We start from the raw sequence: 17,549 nt of genomic DNA on the forward strand, positions 1-17,549 counted from the left end.
TTCATTTTTAGATGGTGATGTGCTACCTACATTTCGTGCAAAACCGGAAGGGTGGCAATCATCAGGAAAACGTGTGAATCGTGGATTATTCAGAACAGCAGAAAATGTTCTCTTAAATGCTGATGCTAATGGAGCAGCTAACATTTTAGCTAAAGTAGCGATCAAACTAGGTTTAGACCTAAGTGGAGTCAGTAGGGTGTCTTTGATAGCACCATTGAAAGTTCGTTTATGGGCTATTCAAGAATCCCCCGGCTTCTAGCCGTGGGGAGTATCAAAACTTTACACAAGTTTACAATTCTTGGTTACCCTGGTGAGCTGCGGGTGGGATATCTGTGCTTTCAATATATTGGCTATCCAACAAAAAATTGCCCTTAGTAAAGTGTATAACCCAATATCCTCCGGGTTTTCGGTCAATTAATGTACCTTCTTCCCCTAAAGAAATCACATCAGGGGGGCGCAGCGTGGGCATGGGATCTGCGGTTTTGACGTAGGGCGGTAGTGCTACAACTCTGACCTTACTACCAATGGCGAATTCTGGAGTCATGTTTATCAAGCTAGGAGTCTTGACTAACTCATAACTCATAACTCCTAACTTTTACTAGGTATTGAGTTAATTTTTTATTCTCTATTTAGGAAATTGCCTTGCTGACGGCGCGATCGCATATTTTGGCGCATTTCCTGCATTTGTTGCCGTTGCTCTGGGATCAGAAGTGCTAACATCTGTTGTTGAGAAGATTCCCGGATTTGGCGCATTTGGGTTTTCTGTTGTTCAGTATGAATCGCCCTATTACAATTAATAATCATCCTTTTCGGTTTTTGCTGTATTTGGAGTGGGTATTACTGGCGATCGCAGTTGTCCGCCAGTCTGTTTAACCGCTTAAGCTTAAGCGATCGCACTCAAGCGGCTATTGTCGCTAACAGATTTTTAGCTTATTTAGAGCCTTGTTAAAAACATTAACAATTCTCAAAAGATATTTTGCTCAATTAAATAATGCCAAACATTCATGCTTTAAAATCCCGCCTGTGATTTTAATATTTCTGAATGATTGAGTAATTACCTGTTCACAAGATATAAGAATTTGTGATTGATTCACCGAGACTAAATCTTGAATGGAAGCACCATAGACAATTTCAGATATCCCCGCCCACACACAGGCCGTAGCACACATAGGACAAGGTTCACCAGTGGTATATATTGTATAACCTGCTAAGGAAGGGCTTTTAAGTTTAGCTGTTAAGCGGCGAATCACGTTAATTTCTGCATGGGCTGATGGGTCGCTATCTCGATTGACGGTATTATGAGCGACAGCGACAACTTCTTTGTTTTTAACAATTACAGCACCATAAGGAGCATCTCCTTTTTGAGCTTCTTGGAGTGCTAGGCGCATAAAATCTTCTGGTTGCATCGGAATTAGTCATTTATTAATGATAAATTCTCATCATATCCTATAACTTTTATTTGTCTTTTGTCAAAGATGTTGAATATGTTAGTAAGCAGAAAACAAACAGAATTTTACTTGAAAGACCTAGAAACACCAATAGGTAAAGCGATTAATTTAACACTTATGGTTTTGGTGGTACTCTCATCAGGTATGTTTGTCGCTGAGACTTATAATATTCCTGAGGATATTCTCATAGATTTAAATGTTATTGACATTGTAATCCTGATATTTTTTGCTGGAGAATATGCAGTGCGACTGTGGAGTGCTGAAAATAAATTTAACTATATTTTTAGTTTTTACGCAACTATTGACTTAATAGCAATTTTAACATTTTTTATAGGGGGAGTTGATTTGAGGTTTATTCGCCTCTTGCGCTGTTTTAGAATTTTAAGGTTAATTAAATTAATAGATAGACCATTTTTATTTGGTACTATCACTACGGAAGATGGGGAAATATTAGCCAGAATTTTATTTACTTTATTTGCCATTATATTTATTTACTCTGGCTTAATTTATCAGGTAGAACATCCAGTCAACCCTGATGTTTTTGGCACATTTTTGGATGCGTTTTATTTTTCGGTGGTGACGATGACAACAGTGGGATTTGGGGATTTGACCCCGATTTCAGAATTAGGTCGCTTGCTGACAGTATTAATGATTTTGACAGGTATTTCTTTAATTCCTTGGCAAGTAGGGGACTTAATTAAGCGATTGGTGAAAAGTGCTAATCAGCTAGAAATAGTTTGTTCTGGTTGCGGTTTAGCATTCCATGATGTAGATGCTAAGTTTTGTAAACGGTGTGGGACTGAGTTACTCAAGGGTGAGTTGACAATCTGGGAATTGAACTGATAACAGGGGAAATTGCCCCTATAATGTTCGGTTATACTACTGTTGCGAGTACACAAAAGAATATAACCTCATAGGTAGTAGTCAAATGTCTAATTTAAACGCTGCCGTCGCTCTTCAATTAAGGGGTGAATACCTGTGTATCAATGGATCTTGCCAAGCCTGAGTGAAATTGTAGCTGCCAGTCAGGCAACTGTGGCTGAATGCTCACCAACCAAAGCAGAGCGACAGTGGCGGGTGAGTGTGGCTGCAACAGAACAACTACTGATCAACAGTTTAGCAACTGCTTCACTTGATGGGACTAAAGGCTTAGTATTAGCAGCACCAGCACCTTTATTTACTCAGCCAAAATTAAATCAGAGCTTGCAAACTGTCACATTTACAGCCCAGCCATTTAACCCCTTGGCATTGATGCCATTTCAGATGTCCAGTGTGATCGCTACAGCAGATCAAGAAATGGCTCCCCAGAAAACAGTACTACCTTTACTACCAGCAGATCCACTGGTAAGAGAGAGATTTTGCTTAGTTTTTACAGAAAAATTGAGATTAGTGTTGGTTTTGGCAGAAGATCACAGAGGTAATAAAACATTTTCATTTTCCTTTGAGCCGGAAGTAGTAGAGCAAGCTTGGCGATCGCTGAGTACCAGGGTAATGCTGACTAATCCAGAATTTAGCGCCGAACTGGAGACATTAGTTCAAAACTATGCTGCAATCACACCAGATTACCGCCTGATCATGGAGTTTAGCAGATTGTTACTGGAGGAATTAACAGCAGTCCCGGCCAATAAAGAAGTATTAGAAGACACTACAGATGCTGAAAAGGAAAGGGTAGCCCCCAAGCCATCCCCAGTACCCGATGTAGAATTACTCCAAGCTTTTGCTCACGAAGTGCGGACACCTTTAACGACAATTCGCACCCTGACTCGCTTACTACTCAAACGGCAAGATTTACCAGCTAAAGTCACTAATCGCTTAGAAATTATTGACCACGAGTGTACCGAGCAAATTGACCGCATGGAGCTACTGTTTAAAGCCGCAGAATTAGAAACTTCTCCGGCGGTGAAATCTCCCAGTAGTCAACTCACACCCATGTCCTTAGATCAGGTACTGCGGCAGAGTGTCCCTCGTTGGCAACAAGCGGCACATCGGCGAAATTTGACTTTAGATGTAGTTTTACCGCAGCAATTACCAACAGTGGTGAGTAATCCCAATATGCTCGATCAGGTACTCACCGGATTAATGGAGAATTTCACCCGCAGTTTACCCCCCGGAAGTCATATTCAAGTGCAGGTGATTCCAGCCGGAGACCAACTGAAGTTACAATTATCACCCCACTTACATTGCCAAGGTACAAGCGTCGCCACGGGTAATGTTACACCACCAATTCGCAAAGCCTTGGGGCAATTACTGATGTTTCAACCCGAAACCGGTACGATTACTTTAAATATTGCTGCCACAAAGCATCTATTTCAGGCTATTGGCGGTAAACTAATTGTCCGCCAACGCCAACACTACGGAGAAGTTTTAACTATTTTCTTACCTTTGGAAGTCAGCAGTAAGAAGAAGCTAGGTGTTTGATTTTGAGATCAACGGGTCTTGAGTCTTTCCTGTAAAGCTTCCCGTGCGTGTTCTCGGTCGTCAAAGTGGATTTTTTCAGTGCCGAGAATTTGGTAGTCTTCGTGACCTTTACCAGCTAATAAGACTCCATCGCCGGGTTGGGCTTGTAAAATGGCAGTGCGAATAGCTGTAGCGCGATCGCATATTACTATTGGTTGAGCAGTATCAGGAATTCCTGCTAAAACATCTTGTAAAATCCGTTCCGGGTCTTCTGTCCGGGGATTATCTGAGGTGACAACGGCTATATCTGCTAATTCGGCGGCAATTTTACCCATTTTAGGGCGCTTAGTGCGATCGCGATCGCCTCCACAGCCAAACACGCAGATCATCTTCCCGGGAATAAACGGCCGTGCAGCTTTGAGCAAATTTTCCAAACTATCAGGGGTGTGGGCATAATCCACAATTACGGTGATTTCTTCCTCAGGACTAAGTACACGTTCCATGCGTCCGGGAACCCCAGGAAACTGCGGTATAGCCGCAGCCAGCAAGTGTAAATCTAGTCCTAAATGTAAAACCGCACCCACAGCTGCCAAAAGATTCTCTAAATTATACTGCCCCACCAAAGGAGAACGAAAAGCCACATTACCCCTTGGGGTATGTAACATACCGCTGACACCATTAGGTTCGTACATTAAATTACTCATGTACAAATCGGCGCTGTGATTATTAACACTGTAACTCCACACCCGTCCTGATATACTTAGAGACGCAATTAAACGCTGACCGTAGGCATCATCAGCATTAATTATTGCGCGTCCCTTGAGATATTCGGGAGTAAATAATAAAGCCTTGGCAGCAAAATAATCCTCCATATCCCCGTGATAGTCCAAATGGTCTTGAGTCAGATTAGTAAACACCCCCACCTCAAACTCACACCCTAAAACTCGACCTTGGGCTAAAGCATGGGAACTAACTTCCATGCTACCAAACTCACAACCCGCATTCACAGCCGCTGCTAGCTGTTCTTGTAATTCCACTGCAAAGGGTGTGGTGTGCAGGGCAGTTTGTTCAAAACCAGGCCAACGAGTGTAAAGAGTTCCCATCAAAGCCACAGATAGATCAGCTTGACTGAGGAAAAATTCCACTAAATGACTAGTAGTAGTTTTACCATTAGTACCAGTCACACCCACCAGCTGGAGTTTTTTGCCTGGATGACCGTAAAAAGCCGCCGCTAATTGGGCGCAGGCTTTAGTCATATCCGCAGCACTGACAACCACAGCCCCATCTGTGGGAGGATTGTTTTGTAATGCTTGGGGTGAAACAATGGCCGCTACAGCACCGGAGGCGATCGCGCTAGGCCAAAAATCCCCACCATCTACCCGGGTTCCCGGCATTCCAATGAATAAATCACCCATACTACAAGCATGAGAATTAGTCTTTAAACCCGTAACTTCTACATCAGGGACAAAAGAGTAATTAACACCATCCACAACCGCCAGCAATTCACGCAATTTCATTTTAGTGCACCTCGTCACACAAATCTCTTGCGCTTATTCTGCATTATTTTTTTCTAAATGGATAAATACTTACCCAACATTTGGGCTAACTGCTGCACACTAGCACGGGGAGAAGGACGTGGTAAACGCTCCTCAATTACCCCTCCCTCGGTTTCTTCTGCCCCTGTGTGGTTACATAAACAAAGAACCGGTATTTCATACTGATAAGCCAAGAACCAGTCTTCACGAGTGGTAATATCCCGAATTTCTAACTCACAATTGAGGTTTTCGAGTTGTTCTAACTTTTCTTGTAAACCCTCACACAAATGACATCCGGGCTTGCTATATAAAATCAATCGCATTTTCTGAAAACATTGATAGGGTAGTTAAACTCTATCTTAACCGAGCGGATTCAGATTACTCTGGCTAGCAGATACACCCTCAAACCTGACGCTCTTTGTTTGAGCGATAATATAAGGCAATTGGTGATCTAATTTCATCTATCTTTCGGCTAAACTTCAGCATTGGGGGTAATTGGGAATGGGGAATGGGGAAAAAAGTAAAACCCCAAGACTGGGAATACCTGGGGTTTTCAACCTGACCACACTTATAGTTTTAATATAAAATTCCCGGCAATTCTCCAGGTTAATTGACATAAATATCTCAGTTTTGTCGTGAAATGTTTGCTGGTCAACGGGATGTTTATGGTAGTAGTAAATACCAATTCATCTTTGTGATATAATTACAATTATCGCCAGATAATTACCGGAAATTTTCAAAGAGATACTAGAGTTGTCACATAAATTCTAAGTTTGGCTCTATTGTCATCTGGAGAATGAATAAATAAAAAGATATAATTTCGCTATTTATGTCTACAATTCCAGTTTTAAGTACTTGATTTATTTGGGAAAATCCAGAAGAATAAAAGCATCATGATCCAACATGATTGTAGCCAATAAAAGTGACAGAAAGCCTACTTAATGCCCGCGCCTGTGGGCATTTTTCATTAGTAACAGTGGGGTTTCTGATTTCCGTCCCCTTGGGGGAATGTGGTGATTATTACGCAAATAATACTTTTATGAGATTAATTTATACAAAGTTTAAAATATTGGAATAGTCCTCTTCCATAGGTGTGTAATAATGAACTGATTTCAAGAGAGGATATTTTGTTTATGGGTTTATTTGTGGCGAAAAAACTGGTAATGTACCGCGTTGAGATTCCGAAAACATCGATGATGCTGATGTAGTTTTACCCAGACTGCAAAAAAGGAAAAAGGCTGATGACTCAGGACGGGGGTCGATTACAGTTAAGTGAACCAGTGATTAAGCAAGGTAAGAAATACCAATTTTTATTAATTTCTTCAACCAAAAGCGATCGCCTGATTCAACCAGGAGATTTAATAAATTTAGAGTTACCATCTGGTATTGATACTACTGCTGGTGTGGTAATTTCTGGACGCGCCCCCATTTGGTTGTATGCTTACCTAACTGACAAACTACAGTTTACGGCTTGGGTAGCTTGTTATGAACCGCCTTTAGGTGCGGTGGTGGTAGCAACTAACTCTGATGTGGTTGACATTGGGGAAGTAATTGATATACATCCCCCTCATTGTTACCACCAGCAATTATGTCCAGCGTTAATGATTGTCGGACCACCAAATAGTGGTAAAAGTGTGTTTTCTCATGCTTTGTTTACAGCTTTGTCTTGTGAAACTCCTGATATATATCTGCAACGCGCCCATTGGGATGGTGAGGGTAATTACCTGTTAGATTTGGGTACGGAGGCTGTTAATAGGGGCGATCGCGGTTCTTTCACAGATGAGTTTTTCCCCTACCATTCTCAGGTTATCCTTCAGTTACGACGGGAGAAGTCTTTGGTAATTGTGGATGTGGGGGGGGTGGAACAACCGCAAAAGTTACCGATTTTAGAGGCTTGTAGCCATTATCTGATTATCAGTTGCCATAGTCAAGCTATTGATGCTTGGCATGAATTTTGTGGCGAGCGTGGTAATTTAAAACCCATCGGTGTGATTAATAGTGTGCTGACTCCCATGGAAATCATTCATCAGCAGAAACCCTATTTAGAAATGACTGCTGGGCCGTGGATACCGGGAGAACCTGCTGCTGTTCCCCAAGCTTTTTTAAAACGGTTGAGAAGATTAATACTTTTAAATAAATAAATTCACCTTAATCTAACCTAGGGGAGTGTCAAATGCAAGATACTGGTTTTATGACAATATATTCACGCTTTAGGTGGTAGTAAGTCGGCAGGTTTGGGTTGGTTCAGTTGGAAAGAATTACCAAAATTAGCACCAGATGATCAAGCATGGGAGATGTTGTTACCCAAGGTGAAATATGCAGCGAATTAAATTAAAGATTACAGCTTTATCGCCCTTAGCGGTTGAAAACGCCCAAGAATGGGAACTGGGACTGTTGATGATTGGGTTACACCAATTTGAGACAGAACAGATACCTTTAGGCGGTGGGCGATCGCGTGGCTTGGGTGTTGTTAAACTAGATATAGATAAAATGCACTGGTTTGACTATCCCGACAATCAACCACACTTATTACTAGATTATCTCAAGAAATTGGTAATGGGAGACGAAAGCGCCTACGAAGACGCAGGGGAATTTAAAGATTATTGGGTAGAAAAATTAATTGAATACCTGACAAACAAATTACCTAACAATAATGCTGAATTTCAGAGGTAAATATGGCTTTTAGTAATTACAAAAGCATTGGTGAAGTTTTGAAAGCGTTTCAAGTCACTTATACCGAAGCTAATTTTATCAGTGCTGTTGAATTTAAAGTATCTGATTATTTCCGGGAAGATTTAGAAATAATCATGGGGGATGGGGTTGTAAATAACTCAGAATTTGCAATTTGCGAAAATCTGATTTATCCCCTACTCAAAGAAGTTTGGAAAACATACCGGAATCACTTCATTTTATGGAGTCATCAATCATTCAACTATGATGAAAATTTATCCGGTTTTCCTGAGTATATTTTGGCTAAACGTTCCCCATTAGGAAAAGTAGTTTTTGATAAACCATATTTCATTTTAGTAGAAGCCAAGCAAGATAACTTTGAAGCTGGTTGGGCGCAATGTCTAGCAGAAATGATTGCGGCTCAAAAACTAAATGCAGAAGATACCATTATTCTTTACGGGATAGTTTCTAATGGTCTTACATGGCAATTTGCGAAATTAGACAATGACAAATTTACCAGAAATATTACTCCCTACACTATTTATGAATTAGATCAATTATTTGCTGCTGTTAATTTTATTTTCCAACAGTGTCAAATACAGCTAAATAATTTAGTACCAGCCTAAAAACCAATATTTTCTTTACCAATTTTAGTCATGCACAAAAGATTTGTTAACCACTGTACCATTGATTTAATCATCATACCCAATGGATTAATTTTAATTGCATTGTCAATGAAACCAATGCCAGTGTAAAGTTTTTCACCTATCTGAAGAAAGCTGGGTTACTTCAGGAAGGACAAACAGTGAATAAAATCTCTCAAAGTAGGTTGGGTTGAACCTAGTAAAACCCAACAGAACTACTTAAAATCTTGCCATGTCTCCATTCCCTTCCTGAGACAAATAATTAACTACCCGTGAAAATTCCTCAGTGAGAAAATCTGAGCCGGTGGTGATGTAAATCTGTAATAACTCTTGGTAAAACCAGAGAGTACCCTCTTTACCAAATTGGAACTCCTGCCAAATCCTACTACCATATTGGCGAGAATCTGCAAGTAATGATCTGGCATTATGTAACTTATCTGCTAAAGATACCAGGCGCACAGAGGGTGAAGCATGACGCAACTTTTGTAAATATTGCTGCTTACGTTGCTTCCAAGGGGGTTTGGGTGGTGTGTCCCACTCTGTACAACCATCAATAATGGTGACAACGGCTTCACCAAATAGCTGATATATTTCTTCACGAGTAGCTTTTCCTCCCTGGTCTTCAATACTATCATGTAGTAAAGCTGCGATCGCCTCTTCTTCTGTTCCCCCAGCTTCCAATACTAAGGCCGCCACACTCAATAAATGAGCAACATAAGGGGTACCGTTAATTTTACGGGTTTGTTTAGCGTGCAGAGATGTGGCGTAAACTAATGCTGACTCAAATTTTACCGTTAATTTTGGGGTGTTGATCATTTTCTTGACCCAGATAGAGCAAATATTCAGCGGCGACATCAGCCCCGATACTTTGGCGTAAATCTAGAGGCATAATAACTTCAGCTTTTGGTCGCCAGGCGCGTATACGCATACTGACGTTGTAATCTAGATGGCGATATTGCACACGGTAGTAAGCATCTTGTGAGGAGCGCTGATTGAGAACTTGCAGTAATGCTTGTTGTTCCAGCACTGATCTATGTTGTTGAATTAAATATTTTGCTTCCTGATAGGTAACGGCCTCAAAGGTCCGATGGCGAACAGTATCCTGAATGTAGCGGTCATGGTGGTCTCGGTCAAATCGCAACAGCATCAGTCGGGAGGGTAAATAAAAATCAAATCCCCAAGCTTGAGACATTTCCCGTTCAATTTCATCGGGACTGGGTAAATTACCGTTGTAGTAGCGTTGTTGTAAAACCTGGGGAATAGATGGATTTGCCCAGTCTATGGGTGTAATATGGTGAATCCGGTCTAGTCGATAGTTATACCAATCAGTTTTGCGGTCAGGACTTTCGCCCAGGGCGCAAAGGTAAACTGCTCGTTGGACATAATAGATACATACTGGGTAAACTATAGATTGCACAGTGTGTTTAAGTCTGGCGCTGTTGTAAGTTAATTCTAGAGGTGTTACTGGCTCTTGTTCCCAGATTTCCCGTAATTGATGTTGCCAATCATCAACTAAGTCTATAGTCTTACGGGGGATTACATAGTCAAGTTGAAAGCAAAATCGCTGCACACCACAGATCATCTGGGCATGATTTTGAGCGATCGCGGCTAAATCTTCTTGATTGAGAAAGTTCAATTCGTCGCTAGTCCCAGATGTGGTGATCATGGGACGAGAGGGGAATTTTTTGACCCGATGATATTTCTGTTGTCGATATTCTAACCATCCTATTTCGGCGAGAATTTCTAGGTCTGCTTGTAAGGAACGACGTGTAACGCCAAATAGTCTTTGTTGTAATATTTCATTTAATTTAGGTTCAGAAATACCAGTGTGAGTTAACAGGGACTTTTGCCATTGTGATTTGACAATTCCCGCTTGTAATAACCATGTAGCAGTGGTTTTACTACAAGGACAATTTACATCATGTAACTGAGGAATTGCTTCCCCTTTGGGGTGGGTGGAAGTAAAAAAAACATCCCGCCACTGAGCAAAGGTAAAGGAATTACTCAGCGCTAAGGGGTCTTGTCCATACAAATAACGTAACCACACCCATAAACGAATTGCTCTGGGGAGGTTTTGCTTGAGAGAACCGCGTGCTAACCATTGCAGCAGTTCTATTTGGGGAGTGTCTACAAAAGTTGGCTTAAACACTGATTGAGTAGATTCATTGCTAAGACCAGCATACAACATATTGGAATTGGCTGCTTCCACTGGGATGTATGATATACCTATTGACCCAACAGTATGCACAGATGACTAGTTATAGAATTGCTTTGAAAGAGAACATTTTGCGGGTGAGTTTTGGGGAAACTGCTCAAAATGACCAAATTATTCAGGATGCGGCGGCGCGACTGCAGGAAATGCAAGATTCAGAGGAACTAGGAGGAGGTCCACTGTTGAGGATTAATGGACCTATTTCTGTACCGGTGGCGTTTGTTTTAGCTCATAAACTGGCTCATCTTTATGGTGCGATCGCTTGTTTTGACCCCAAGTTAGGTAAATATGTGGTTTGTATTACACATAATCCTGAGTATAAATTGGGCGATTTGATTAAGTGAGAGATTAAAGTTATGACTAGCTATCACATTAGTCTGGATGAGGATGTGTTAAAGGTGAGGTTTGGTAAACCTGCTCACGGTGACCAAATTGTTAGGGATGCGGGAGCGCGTTTAGATCAAATGCTTGCATCGGGGGAAATTACGGGGGGAAAATTACTTAAGATTGATGGACCTGCTTCTGTGGCGGTAAGTTATCTCATCTCTCATAAGATATCTCAATTGTATGGTGCGATCGCCATTTTTGACCCCAAAATTGGTAAGCCAGGATATAAAACTTACATTGTTGTTGCTACCCATACTCCAGCTTATCGGTTGGGTGAAGTGATTGAAACCAGTGAAACCCACAAAAGTAAACAAAATCTCAAAGTTGTATTGTGTGGTCCGCCCCAATCTGGTAAATCTTGTCTGCGTAAAGGTTTGAAACAGGCAATTGGCAATATTCCCGGCGCACCTTATCCTTATGTGATTACTGCTTGTCCAGATGGGGAAGGTGCTTGGTTTTCCGATGCTGCGCGGCGAGATATTGATTTAGCCAGAAAACTAAAACAAGACTACAAGGCTAAGTTTACCCCAGAGTTTGCCATTAAAGCGGCGGGCTGGGTAAAAAGTGCCAATACACCACTAAATATCATTGATGTGGGTGGTAAAATTTCACCAGAAAATCGGCTGATTATGCGTGAAGCTACTCATGCGGTGATTTTAGCTGGGGATAAGGGTAAGGAGGAAGTTACCGTTTGGGAAGAGTTTTGTCGTGATTTAAATATACAGATTGTTGCTAATCTTTATAGTGACTACGATGGTAAGGAAGATAAAATTATTACAAAATCTCCTTTGCTAACTGGTAGTATTCATCACCTGGAACGGGGAGAAGATGTTTCTTCTCGTCCCATGGTACAGGCTTTGGCGCAGGTTTTGGTGGGGTTGTGTAGAAGAGAGTAAGTTAGCAAGCTTACTACTCAAACTTATTTGGATATGGGACAAACTTCTGTAAAAAAAATAAGAATCAAGGATTAAATATTATGAAGGCGATTTCATTTCTCGGCTTTAATAAAAGAGGTTATCAAGAAACTACTTACCTTAATCCCATTGCTCCGGGGGAATATAAAACTAAATTTATTCAAGAAGCTTTAGTAGAATTTTACAACCCTGATACTCTTTATGTTTTATTGACGAATACAGCAGCTACAGGTATTCCAGATAATGAGACGGAATCTAGTTGGGAAACACTCAAGAAGAAACTTGGCGATAAAGTTAATTTACAACCAATAAATAATGTACCTGAAGGACACAGTACCTCAGATATCTGGAAACTATTTCAAATGTTAACGGACTGTTTAGAAGAGGGTGATAGAGTAGTATTTGACATTACAAATGGCTTTCGTTCTCTACCAGTTTTAGCATTAATTGCTGTTAGTTATTTACGTGTTGTCCGTCAAGTCGAGATTCAAGGCCTAATATATGGTGCATTTGATGCCAAAACTAATAATAAAACCCCTATATTTGACCTTTTACCCATAGTTAGCTTATTGGAGTGGACGACTGCTACTGACCAGTTCATTAAAACAGGAAATGGACAAGCATTAGCAAGCTTACTTGATCAAGGTGACTCTACAGCTAAGGATTTAGCAGTCAGTATCGAAGGAATTGCACAAGGTTTACAGCTTTTACGTCCCATGGATGTTATTCAAGAATCAGCAATATTACCTGAACGTATTCTAGCAGCAGCACCAATGGTTTCTCAAACTGTACCACCATTTGCAGCTTTGTTGCAGCGTGTAGAAAAAGATTATGGTAGTTTTGGCTTGTTTAACTCAACAGATTATCGCCGTTACCCACAATCATCTTTATTACGACAACTGAAAATTGTCGAGTGGTACGCAGCGAAAGGACAAATTGTTCAAGCCTTATCTATGGCGCGGGAATGGCTACCTTCTTTGTTATGTTATCACTTTCAGTTAGATCCATTAGATAAAGGATATAGGGAGGAAATGGAACTATTATTAACTGGAGGTAAAATTAAGGATAAAGATGGTATCCTTATTAAGGAATCTCAATATCTGGTAGAATGGTCTAATCTTCCCAAGGAAAAAAAGAAACAATTAAACAGACTTTGGGGTGGTGAATTAAACTTGGCTAATCTGCGTAATGATGTGTTACACGCAGGATTTCGGAAAAATCCTAAAAATGCCCAAAATATTTTGCATCAAACGGAATTGATTATTAAGGAACTTGAAGCCATTGCAAAGGTCTGGAATTTGCAGGATGAAACTGTATAAAACTACTTCTGAGTTAATGATCTAAAAATGCCTGATTTTGCCATTATAATTTATACTCTGGTGGGCGATCGCTCCCCATCCTGATTCTGGGTTGGGATGAAGTCCTGAATAGCCAAAAGCCCAAAGATTAATCTCATCTGGTTTATTTGGGGCTATAATGATAACCGTTATCATAATTTTCCGGCTATCGTTAACTCTATCATCCGGTCTAAAGATCATATGACTAGTTTCACACCATCTCAAACAAACATTATACCGGAGATTCCTAAGCGGGGAATGCCGGTAACTCTGATTACTGGATTTTTAGGAAGTGGTAAAACTACACTCCTAAATCAAATCCTCAAAAATAAACAAGATTTAAAAGTTGCTGTTTTGGTGAATGAATTTGGGGATATTAATATTGATAGCCAATTGCTGGTTTCTATAGATGAAGACATGATGGAACTCAGTAATGGTTGTATTTGTTGTACCATTAATGATGGTTTGGTTGATGCTGTTTATCGGGTATTAGAAAGAGAAGACCGTATTGACTATTTGGTGATTGAAACTACTGGGGTAGCTGACCCGCTACCGATTATCCTCACGTTTTTAGGTACGGAACTCAGAGATTTAACTAACCTCGATTCTATTATTACTTTGGTGGATGCAGAAGCTTTTGACGCTGAACATTTTCAAAGTGAATCGGCTTTGAAGCAAATCACGTATGGTGATATTATTCTTCTCAATAAGGTTGACCTGGCAACTCCTGCTAAACTTCAAGAAGTGGAAGACTACATCTATGAGGTCAAAGCTGGGGCAAAAATTTTGCACACTCAATATGGAGAGGTGCCGTTACCATTACTTTTAGATACAGATTTAACACCTAAACAAGATTATCTCTCAATTGTAGAAGAAGATGAACACAAGGAGCATGATCACCATCATCACTCAGATCATTTAGATAATGATGGGTTTGTTTCTATTTCCTTCCAGAGCGATCGCCCCTTTGATGTTCACAGGTTTGAAGCTTTTCTGACTGAGGAAATGCCACCGGGTGTATTTCGTGCTAAAGGTATACTGTGGTTTGATGATAGTGATTTACGCCATATTTTTCAACTCAGCGGACCACGTTATAATTTACACGCCGACAACTGGTGTAGTCCACGTAAAAATCAACTCGTTTTTATTGGCAGAAATTTGAACCCTAGTGAAATTAAATCTCATTTGCATAAATGTTTGATATGATGAGAGGGTGTAAAGTTATGTTACACTCATTCATGAGTCAGGGTAAGTCAGCGGTAAATCACAACCGACATCTGAACAACTGACCACTTCAGTAAAACATTCCTTATAAAACTCAAAAAATGACTTTATCGATTCGTCCCGATCTAACTTCTGCCGATCAGGTACTATCGTCTTTAGTTGCTCAAAAGCAACCAAAAGTAACAGAAGCAGAAATGATGCAGGCTGTACGGACTTTGTTGATTGGATTAGGTGAAGATCCAGACCGCGAAGGACTCAAAGACACTCCCAAAAGAGTGATGAAAGCCTTGAAATTTCTTACAAAGGGATACACTGAATCTTTGGATGAACTGCTCAATGGTGCAGTATTTACAGAAGACGCCAATGAAATGGTGTTGGTTCGGGACATCGATATTTTCAGTTCCTGTGAGCATCATATCCTACCGATCATTGGCCGCGCTCACGTGGCTTATATACCTAATGGTAAAGTCATCGGTTTATCTAAAATAGCCCGCATTTGCGAAATGTACGCCCGACGTTTACAAGTACAGGAACGTCTGACTACCCAAATTGCTGACGCATTGCAAAGACTACTCAAACCCCAAGGTGTGGCGGTAGTAGTGGAAGCAACCCATATGTGTATGGTGATGCGCGGGGTGCAAAAACCCGGTTCTTGGACTGTTAGCAGTGCTATGCGGGGAATTTTCGCTGAAGATGGTCGGACTCGCGAAGAATTTATGAATTTAATCCGCCATAGTGCTAACTTTCATTAAATAGTTATCATAGGGCTGTATCTATATAGCTGCGGTAGTAAGTGTAGAGATGGGAGAATTCTTGTCTCTACATGATCAAAATACAAGGTAATTGAATATACCATAAAAACTATTTTTGCTTAAATATTAAATAAATTGATTAAATACTCTCATGTGAAAATTCAGTGAGGAGAGCAACTATGGTAATTTCCGAATTACAATTTAATAGCCAAGGATTAATTCCGGCGATCGCCCAAGACTATAAAGATGGTACGGTGTTAATGATGGCGTGGATGAATCAGGAATCCCTAGAAAAAACCCTCGCCACAGGTGAAGCACATTACTGGAGTCGTTCCCGTTCCCAATTGTGGCACAAAGGGGCTACATCTGGGCACATTCAAAAAGTCAAAGAATTGTTTTATGACTGTGACGGCGACACCATCTTAATCAAAGTTGAGCAAATCGGTGACATTGCTTGTCACACAGGGGCGAGAAGCTGTTTCTTTAATTCTGTACAAATGACTAATTACTAATTAATTATGACCCTGACCATCTACAATACCCTCACCCATAAAAAAGAACCATTCCAACCCCAAGAACCTGGTAAGGTGAAAATGTATTGCTGTGGTGTCACGGTATACGATTACTGTCATCTGGGTCATGCACGCTCCTATATAGGTTGGGACGTAGTACGCCGGTATTTTCAATGGCGCGGTTACGAGGTTGAATATGTGCAGAACTTTACCGACATTGATGATAAAATTCTTAACCGTGCTAATTTAGAAGGAACTTCCATGGAGGAAGTCTCCCAGCGCTACATAGATGCTTACTTTGAGGATATCAGACGGTTAAATGTGATGGATGCTTCAGCATATCCTCGTGTAACGGAAAATATCAGCAGTATTCACCAATTAATTCAGGAATTAGAAAAAAAAGGTTATGCCTACGCCGCCAATGGGGATGTTTATTACAATGTGCATAACTTCTGTGAATATGGTAAACTGTCAGGGCGGGATGTGTCAGATATGCAAGCCGGGGCTAGTGGGCGGGTAGATGTAGAAGACCCATCAGGACAGAAAAAACAAAACCCTGCGGATTTTGCTCTGTGGAAAGGGGCTAAACCGGGGGAGCCAGCATGGAGTTCACCTTGGGGTTCAGGTCGTCCAGGATGGCACATTGAATGTTCGGCTATGGTCAGGTCATTACTAGGGGATACTATTGATATTCACGGCGGTGGTGGTGATTTAGTATTCCCCCACCATGAAAATGAAATCGCCCAATCGGAAGTGGTGACTGGTAAACCCTTGGCGCGTTACTGGATACACAATGGTATGGTAACGGTGAACGGTGAGAAAATGTCTAAGTCTTTGGGGAATTTTACCACAATTCGAGAGTTGCTGGATCAAGGTGTTGACCCGATGGTGGTAAGATTGTTTATCCTACAGGGACACTATCGCCGCCCCTTGGATTTTACTAAAGAGGCGATCGCCTCGGCGGAAAATGCCTGGAAAACCCTCAAGGAAGGGTTACTGTTTGGCTATCAGTACGGTGACAAGCTGGGACTGGAAACCGGGAAAGAGTTAATCCCTAATCCCTATATCGAGAGTTTTCAAGGGTCTATGGATGATGACTTTAATACACCGGGAGGATTGGCGGTTTTATTTGAACTGGCTAAGGAGTTACGCCGTCAAAGCAATCTGTTAACTCACCAAGGAAAAACAGACCTGACCCCAGGAGAAATTCAGCAGCAATGGCAAACTTTAGTCACCTTAGCTGGGGTATTAGGACTCGAAGCAGCACCAGAAGCCCCCACTGTCGCCCCTAGCAGGTTAACTGATGGGGAAATTGAAGTTTTAATCCAACAGCGACAAACAGCCCGTAAATCTAAGAATTTTGCGGAGGGCGATCGCATTCGTCAAAAATTACAGGAACTCGGCGTTACTTTAATCGATCAACCAGATGGTACGACTCGTTGGCATTCCTGATTAAGATTTACTTAAATCGTAAGATTTAATCGGATCATCTCAGCAGTCAGGATCGTTTTAGATTG

18 protein-coding genes and 3 pseudogenes are annotated in these 17,549 nt (G+C 41.0%); 13 read left to right on the top strand and 8 right to left on the bottom strand.

The annotated features are described in order from the left end of the window. A pseudogene (locus NWP21_RS12530) lies at positions 1-259 on the top strand (RNA-guided endonuclease TnpB family protein); the annotation flags it as partial. Between the two features lie 30 nt (positions 260-289). On the opposite strand, the gene sipA reads toward NWP21_RS12530, so the two are convergent. The 3 genes and pseudogenes from sipA to NWP21_RS12545 form a co-directional block, all read right to left on the bottom strand. Continuing rightward, a complete protein-coding gene (gene sipA, locus NWP21_RS12535; RefSeq protein WP_271731306.1) occupies positions 290-544 on the bottom strand; it encodes a regulatory protein SipA in 255 nt (84 codons plus the stop codon). Positions 545-618: 74 nt separating this feature from the next. Then, positions 619-774: pseudogene (locus NWP21_RS12540) on the bottom strand (P pilus assembly/Cpx signaling pathway, periplasmic inhibitor/zinc-resistance associated protein); the annotation flags it as partial. A gap of 206 nt (positions 775-980) precedes the next feature. Beyond that, positions 981-1,406: a nucleoside deaminase gene (locus NWP21_RS12545; RefSeq protein ID WP_280792973.1), complete on the bottom strand. Its 426-nt coding sequence runs from the start codon at positions 1,404-1,406 to the stop codon at positions 981-983. Between the two features lie 78 nt (positions 1,407-1,484). Between NWP21_RS12545 and NWP21_RS12550 the strand changes: the two genes are divergently transcribed. Together NWP21_RS12550 and NWP21_RS12555 are read left to right on the top strand one after the other, a co-directional pair. Then, positions 1,485-2,291, top strand: coding sequence for an ion transporter (locus NWP21_RS12550; RefSeq protein WP_280792974.1), 807 nt, complete (start codon positions 1,485-1,487; stop codon positions 2,289-2,291). 135 nt (positions 2,292-2,426) lie between these two features. Then, positions 2,427-3,866 (top strand): HAMP domain-containing sensor histidine kinase, encoded by a 1,440-nt coding sequence (locus tag NWP21_RS12555; protein ID WP_280792975.1) that lies wholly within the window; start codon positions 2,427-2,429, stop codon positions 3,864-3,866. An 8-nt stretch (positions 3,867-3,874) separates the two neighbouring features. Here the strand turns inward: NWP21_RS12555 and NWP21_RS12560 are convergent, their stop codons facing one another. Beyond that, entirely contained in the window at positions 3,875-5,362 is a 1,488-nt protein-coding gene (locus NWP21_RS12560) for a UDP-N-acetylmuramoyl-L-alanyl-D-glutamate--2,6-diaminopimelate ligase (RefSeq protein ID WP_280792976.1), read from the bottom strand. Positions 5,363-5,415: 53 nt separating this feature from the next. Further along, positions 5,416-5,703 carry a glutaredoxin family protein gene (locus NWP21_RS12565; RefSeq protein ID WP_280792977.1) on the bottom strand — a complete coding sequence of 96 codons (288 nt, stop codon included), beginning with the start codon at positions 5,701-5,703 and terminating at the stop codon, positions 5,416-5,418. A 918-nt stretch (positions 5,704-6,621) separates the two neighbouring features. Between NWP21_RS12565 and crn3 the strand changes: the two genes are divergently transcribed. The 3 genes and pseudogenes from crn3 (at position 6,622) to NWP21_RS12580 (ending at position 8,676) form a co-directional block, all read left to right on the top strand. After that, positions 6,622-7,521 (top strand): CRISPR-associated ring nuclease Crn3/Csx3, encoded by a 900-nt coding sequence (gene crn3 / locus NWP21_RS12570; protein WP_280792978.1) that lies wholly within the window; start codon positions 6,622-6,624, stop codon positions 7,519-7,521. Positions 7,522-7,741: 220 nt separating this feature from the next. Then, positions 7,742-8,053, top strand: a pseudogene (locus tag NWP21_RS12575) (CRISPR-associated RAMP protein); the annotation flags it as partial. A 2-nt stretch (positions 8,054-8,055) separates the two neighbouring features. After that, entirely contained in the window at positions 8,056-8,676 is a 621-nt protein-coding gene (locus NWP21_RS12580) for a hypothetical protein (RefSeq protein WP_280792979.1), read from the top strand. A gap of 237 nt (positions 8,677-8,913) precedes the next feature. Here the strand turns inward: NWP21_RS12580 and NWP21_RS12585 are convergent, their stop codons facing one another. Next, the gene (locus NWP21_RS12585; protein ID WP_280793007.1) at positions 8,914-9,507 is read right to left on the bottom strand and encodes an HD domain-containing protein; all 594 of its coding nucleotides are present in this window, start codon (positions 9,505-9,507) and stop codon (positions 8,914-8,916) included. Then, complete coding sequence (locus NWP21_RS12590; RefSeq protein WP_348519778.1) at positions 9,476-10,903, bottom strand: TIGR03985 family CRISPR-associated protein; 1,428 nt, start codon at positions 10,901-10,903, stop codon at positions 9,476-9,478. The genes NWP21_RS12585 and NWP21_RS12590 overlap by 32 nt, the downstream gene beginning before the upstream one ends. 41 nt (positions 10,904-10,944) lie before the next feature. On the opposite strand from NWP21_RS12590, the gene NWP21_RS12595 reads away from it, so the two are divergent. The 3 genes from NWP21_RS12595 to csx2 all read left to right on the top strand — a co-directional run bounded on the left by NWP21_RS12595 (position 10,945) and on the right by csx2 (position 13,526). Continuing rightward, a complete protein-coding gene (locus NWP21_RS12595; RefSeq protein ID WP_271731315.1) occupies positions 10,945-11,250 on the top strand; it encodes a CRISPR-associated protein Csx3 in 306 nt (101 codons plus the stop codon). A gap of 12 nt (positions 11,251-11,262) precedes the next feature. Next, positions 11,263-12,189 (top strand): CRISPR-associated protein Csx3, encoded by a 927-nt coding sequence (locus tag NWP21_RS12600; RefSeq protein ID WP_280792980.1) that lies wholly within the window; start codon positions 11,263-11,265, stop codon positions 12,187-12,189. A gap of 80 nt (positions 12,190-12,269) precedes the next feature. Then, the gene (csx2, locus tag NWP21_RS12605; protein ID WP_280792981.1) at positions 12,270-13,526 is read left to right on the top strand and encodes a TIGR02221 family CRISPR-associated protein; all 1,257 of its coding nucleotides are present in this window, start codon (positions 12,270-12,272) and stop codon (positions 13,524-13,526) included. Positions 13,527-13,547: 21 nt separating this feature from the next. Here csx2 and NWP21_RS12610 read toward each other — a convergent pair whose 3' ends face one another. Continuing rightward, positions 13,548-13,700 carry a hypothetical protein gene (locus NWP21_RS12610; RefSeq protein ID WP_280792982.1) on the bottom strand — a complete coding sequence of 51 codons (153 nt, stop codon included), beginning with the start codon at positions 13,698-13,700 and terminating at the stop codon, positions 13,548-13,550. Between the two features lie 45 nt (positions 13,701-13,745). Here NWP21_RS12610 and NWP21_RS12615 point away from each other — a divergent pair, with 45 nt between their 5' ends. From NWP21_RS12615 to cysS, 4 genes are all read left to right on the top strand, one after another. Next, a complete protein-coding gene (locus NWP21_RS12615; RefSeq protein WP_280792983.1) occupies positions 13,746-14,750 on the top strand; it encodes a GTP-binding protein in 1,005 nt (334 codons plus the stop codon). 119 nt (positions 14,751-14,869) lie between these two features. Then, a complete protein-coding gene (gene folE / locus NWP21_RS12620) occupies positions 14,870-15,520 on the top strand; it encodes a GTP cyclohydrolase I FolE (RefSeq protein ID WP_271731320.1) in 651 nt (216 codons plus the stop codon). A 164-nt stretch (positions 15,521-15,684) separates the two neighbouring features. Continuing rightward, positions 15,685-16,032, top strand: coding sequence for a phosphoribosyl-AMP cyclohydrolase (gene hisI / locus NWP21_RS12625; RefSeq protein ID WP_280792984.1), 348 nt, complete (start codon positions 15,685-15,687; stop codon positions 16,030-16,032). A gap of 6 nt (positions 16,033-16,038) precedes the next feature. Continuing rightward, positions 16,039-17,484, top strand: a complete 1,446-nt coding sequence (gene cysS, locus NWP21_RS12630) for a cysteine--tRNA ligase (protein ID WP_280792985.1) — start codon at positions 16,039-16,041, stop codon at positions 17,482-17,484. Positions 17,485-17,549: the final 65 nt, after the last annotated feature.

The organism is Anabaenopsis sp. FSS-46 (assembly GCF_029891665.1).
Taxonomy (GTDB): Bacteria; Cyanobacteriota; Cyanobacteriia; order Cyanobacteriales; family Nostocaceae; genus Anabaenopsis; species Anabaenopsis arnoldii.

Bases quoted from the DNA above. Each gene is read 5' to 3' on its own strand.
- sipA (WP_271731306.1), bottom strand. From the start codon at position 544: ATGACTCCAGAATTCGCCATTGGTAGTAAGGTCAGAGTTGTAGCACTA.
- NWP21_RS12545 (WP_280792973.1), bottom strand. From the start codon at position 1,406: ATGCAACCAGAAGATTTTATGCGCCTAGCACTCCAAGAAGCTCAAAAA.
- NWP21_RS12550 (WP_280792974.1), top strand. From the start codon at position 1,485: ATGTTAGTAAGCAGAAAACAAACAGAATTTTACTTGAAAGACCTAGAA.
- NWP21_RS12560 (WP_280792976.1), bottom strand. From the start codon at position 5,362: ATGAAATTGCGTGAATTGCTGGCGGTTGTGGATGGTGTTAATTACTCT.
- NWP21_RS12565 (WP_280792977.1), bottom strand. From the start codon at position 5,703: ATGCGATTGATTTTATATAGCAAGCCCGGATGTCATTTGTGTGAGGGT.
- crn3 (WP_280792978.1), top strand. From the start codon at position 6,622: ATGACTCAGGACGGGGGTCGATTACAGTTAAGTGAACCAGTGATTAAG.
- NWP21_RS12580 (WP_280792979.1), top strand. From the start codon at position 8,056: ATGGCTTTTAGTAATTACAAAAGCATTGGTGAAGTTTTGAAAGCGTTT.
- NWP21_RS12595 (WP_271731315.1), top strand. From the start codon at position 10,945: ATGACTAGTTATAGAATTGCTTTGAAAGAGAACATTTTGCGGGTGAGT.
- NWP21_RS12600 (WP_280792980.1), top strand. From the start codon at position 11,263: ATGACTAGCTATCACATTAGTCTGGATGAGGATGTGTTAAAGGTGAGG.
- csx2 (WP_280792981.1), top strand. From the start codon at position 12,270: ATGAAGGCGATTTCATTTCTCGGCTTTAATAAAAGAGGTTATCAAGAA.
- NWP21_RS12610 (WP_280792982.1), bottom strand. From the start codon at position 13,700: ATGATAACGGTTATCATTATAGCCCCAAATAAACCAGATGAGATTAAT.
- NWP21_RS12615 (WP_280792983.1), top strand. From the start codon at position 13,746: ATGACTAGTTTCACACCATCTCAAACAAACATTATACCGGAGATTCCT.
- folE (WP_271731320.1), top strand. From the start codon at position 14,870: ATGACTTTATCGATTCGTCCCGATCTAACTTCTGCCGATCAGGTACTA.
- cysS (WP_280792985.1), top strand. From the start codon at position 16,039: ATGACCCTGACCATCTACAATACCCTCACCCATAAAAAAGAACCATTC.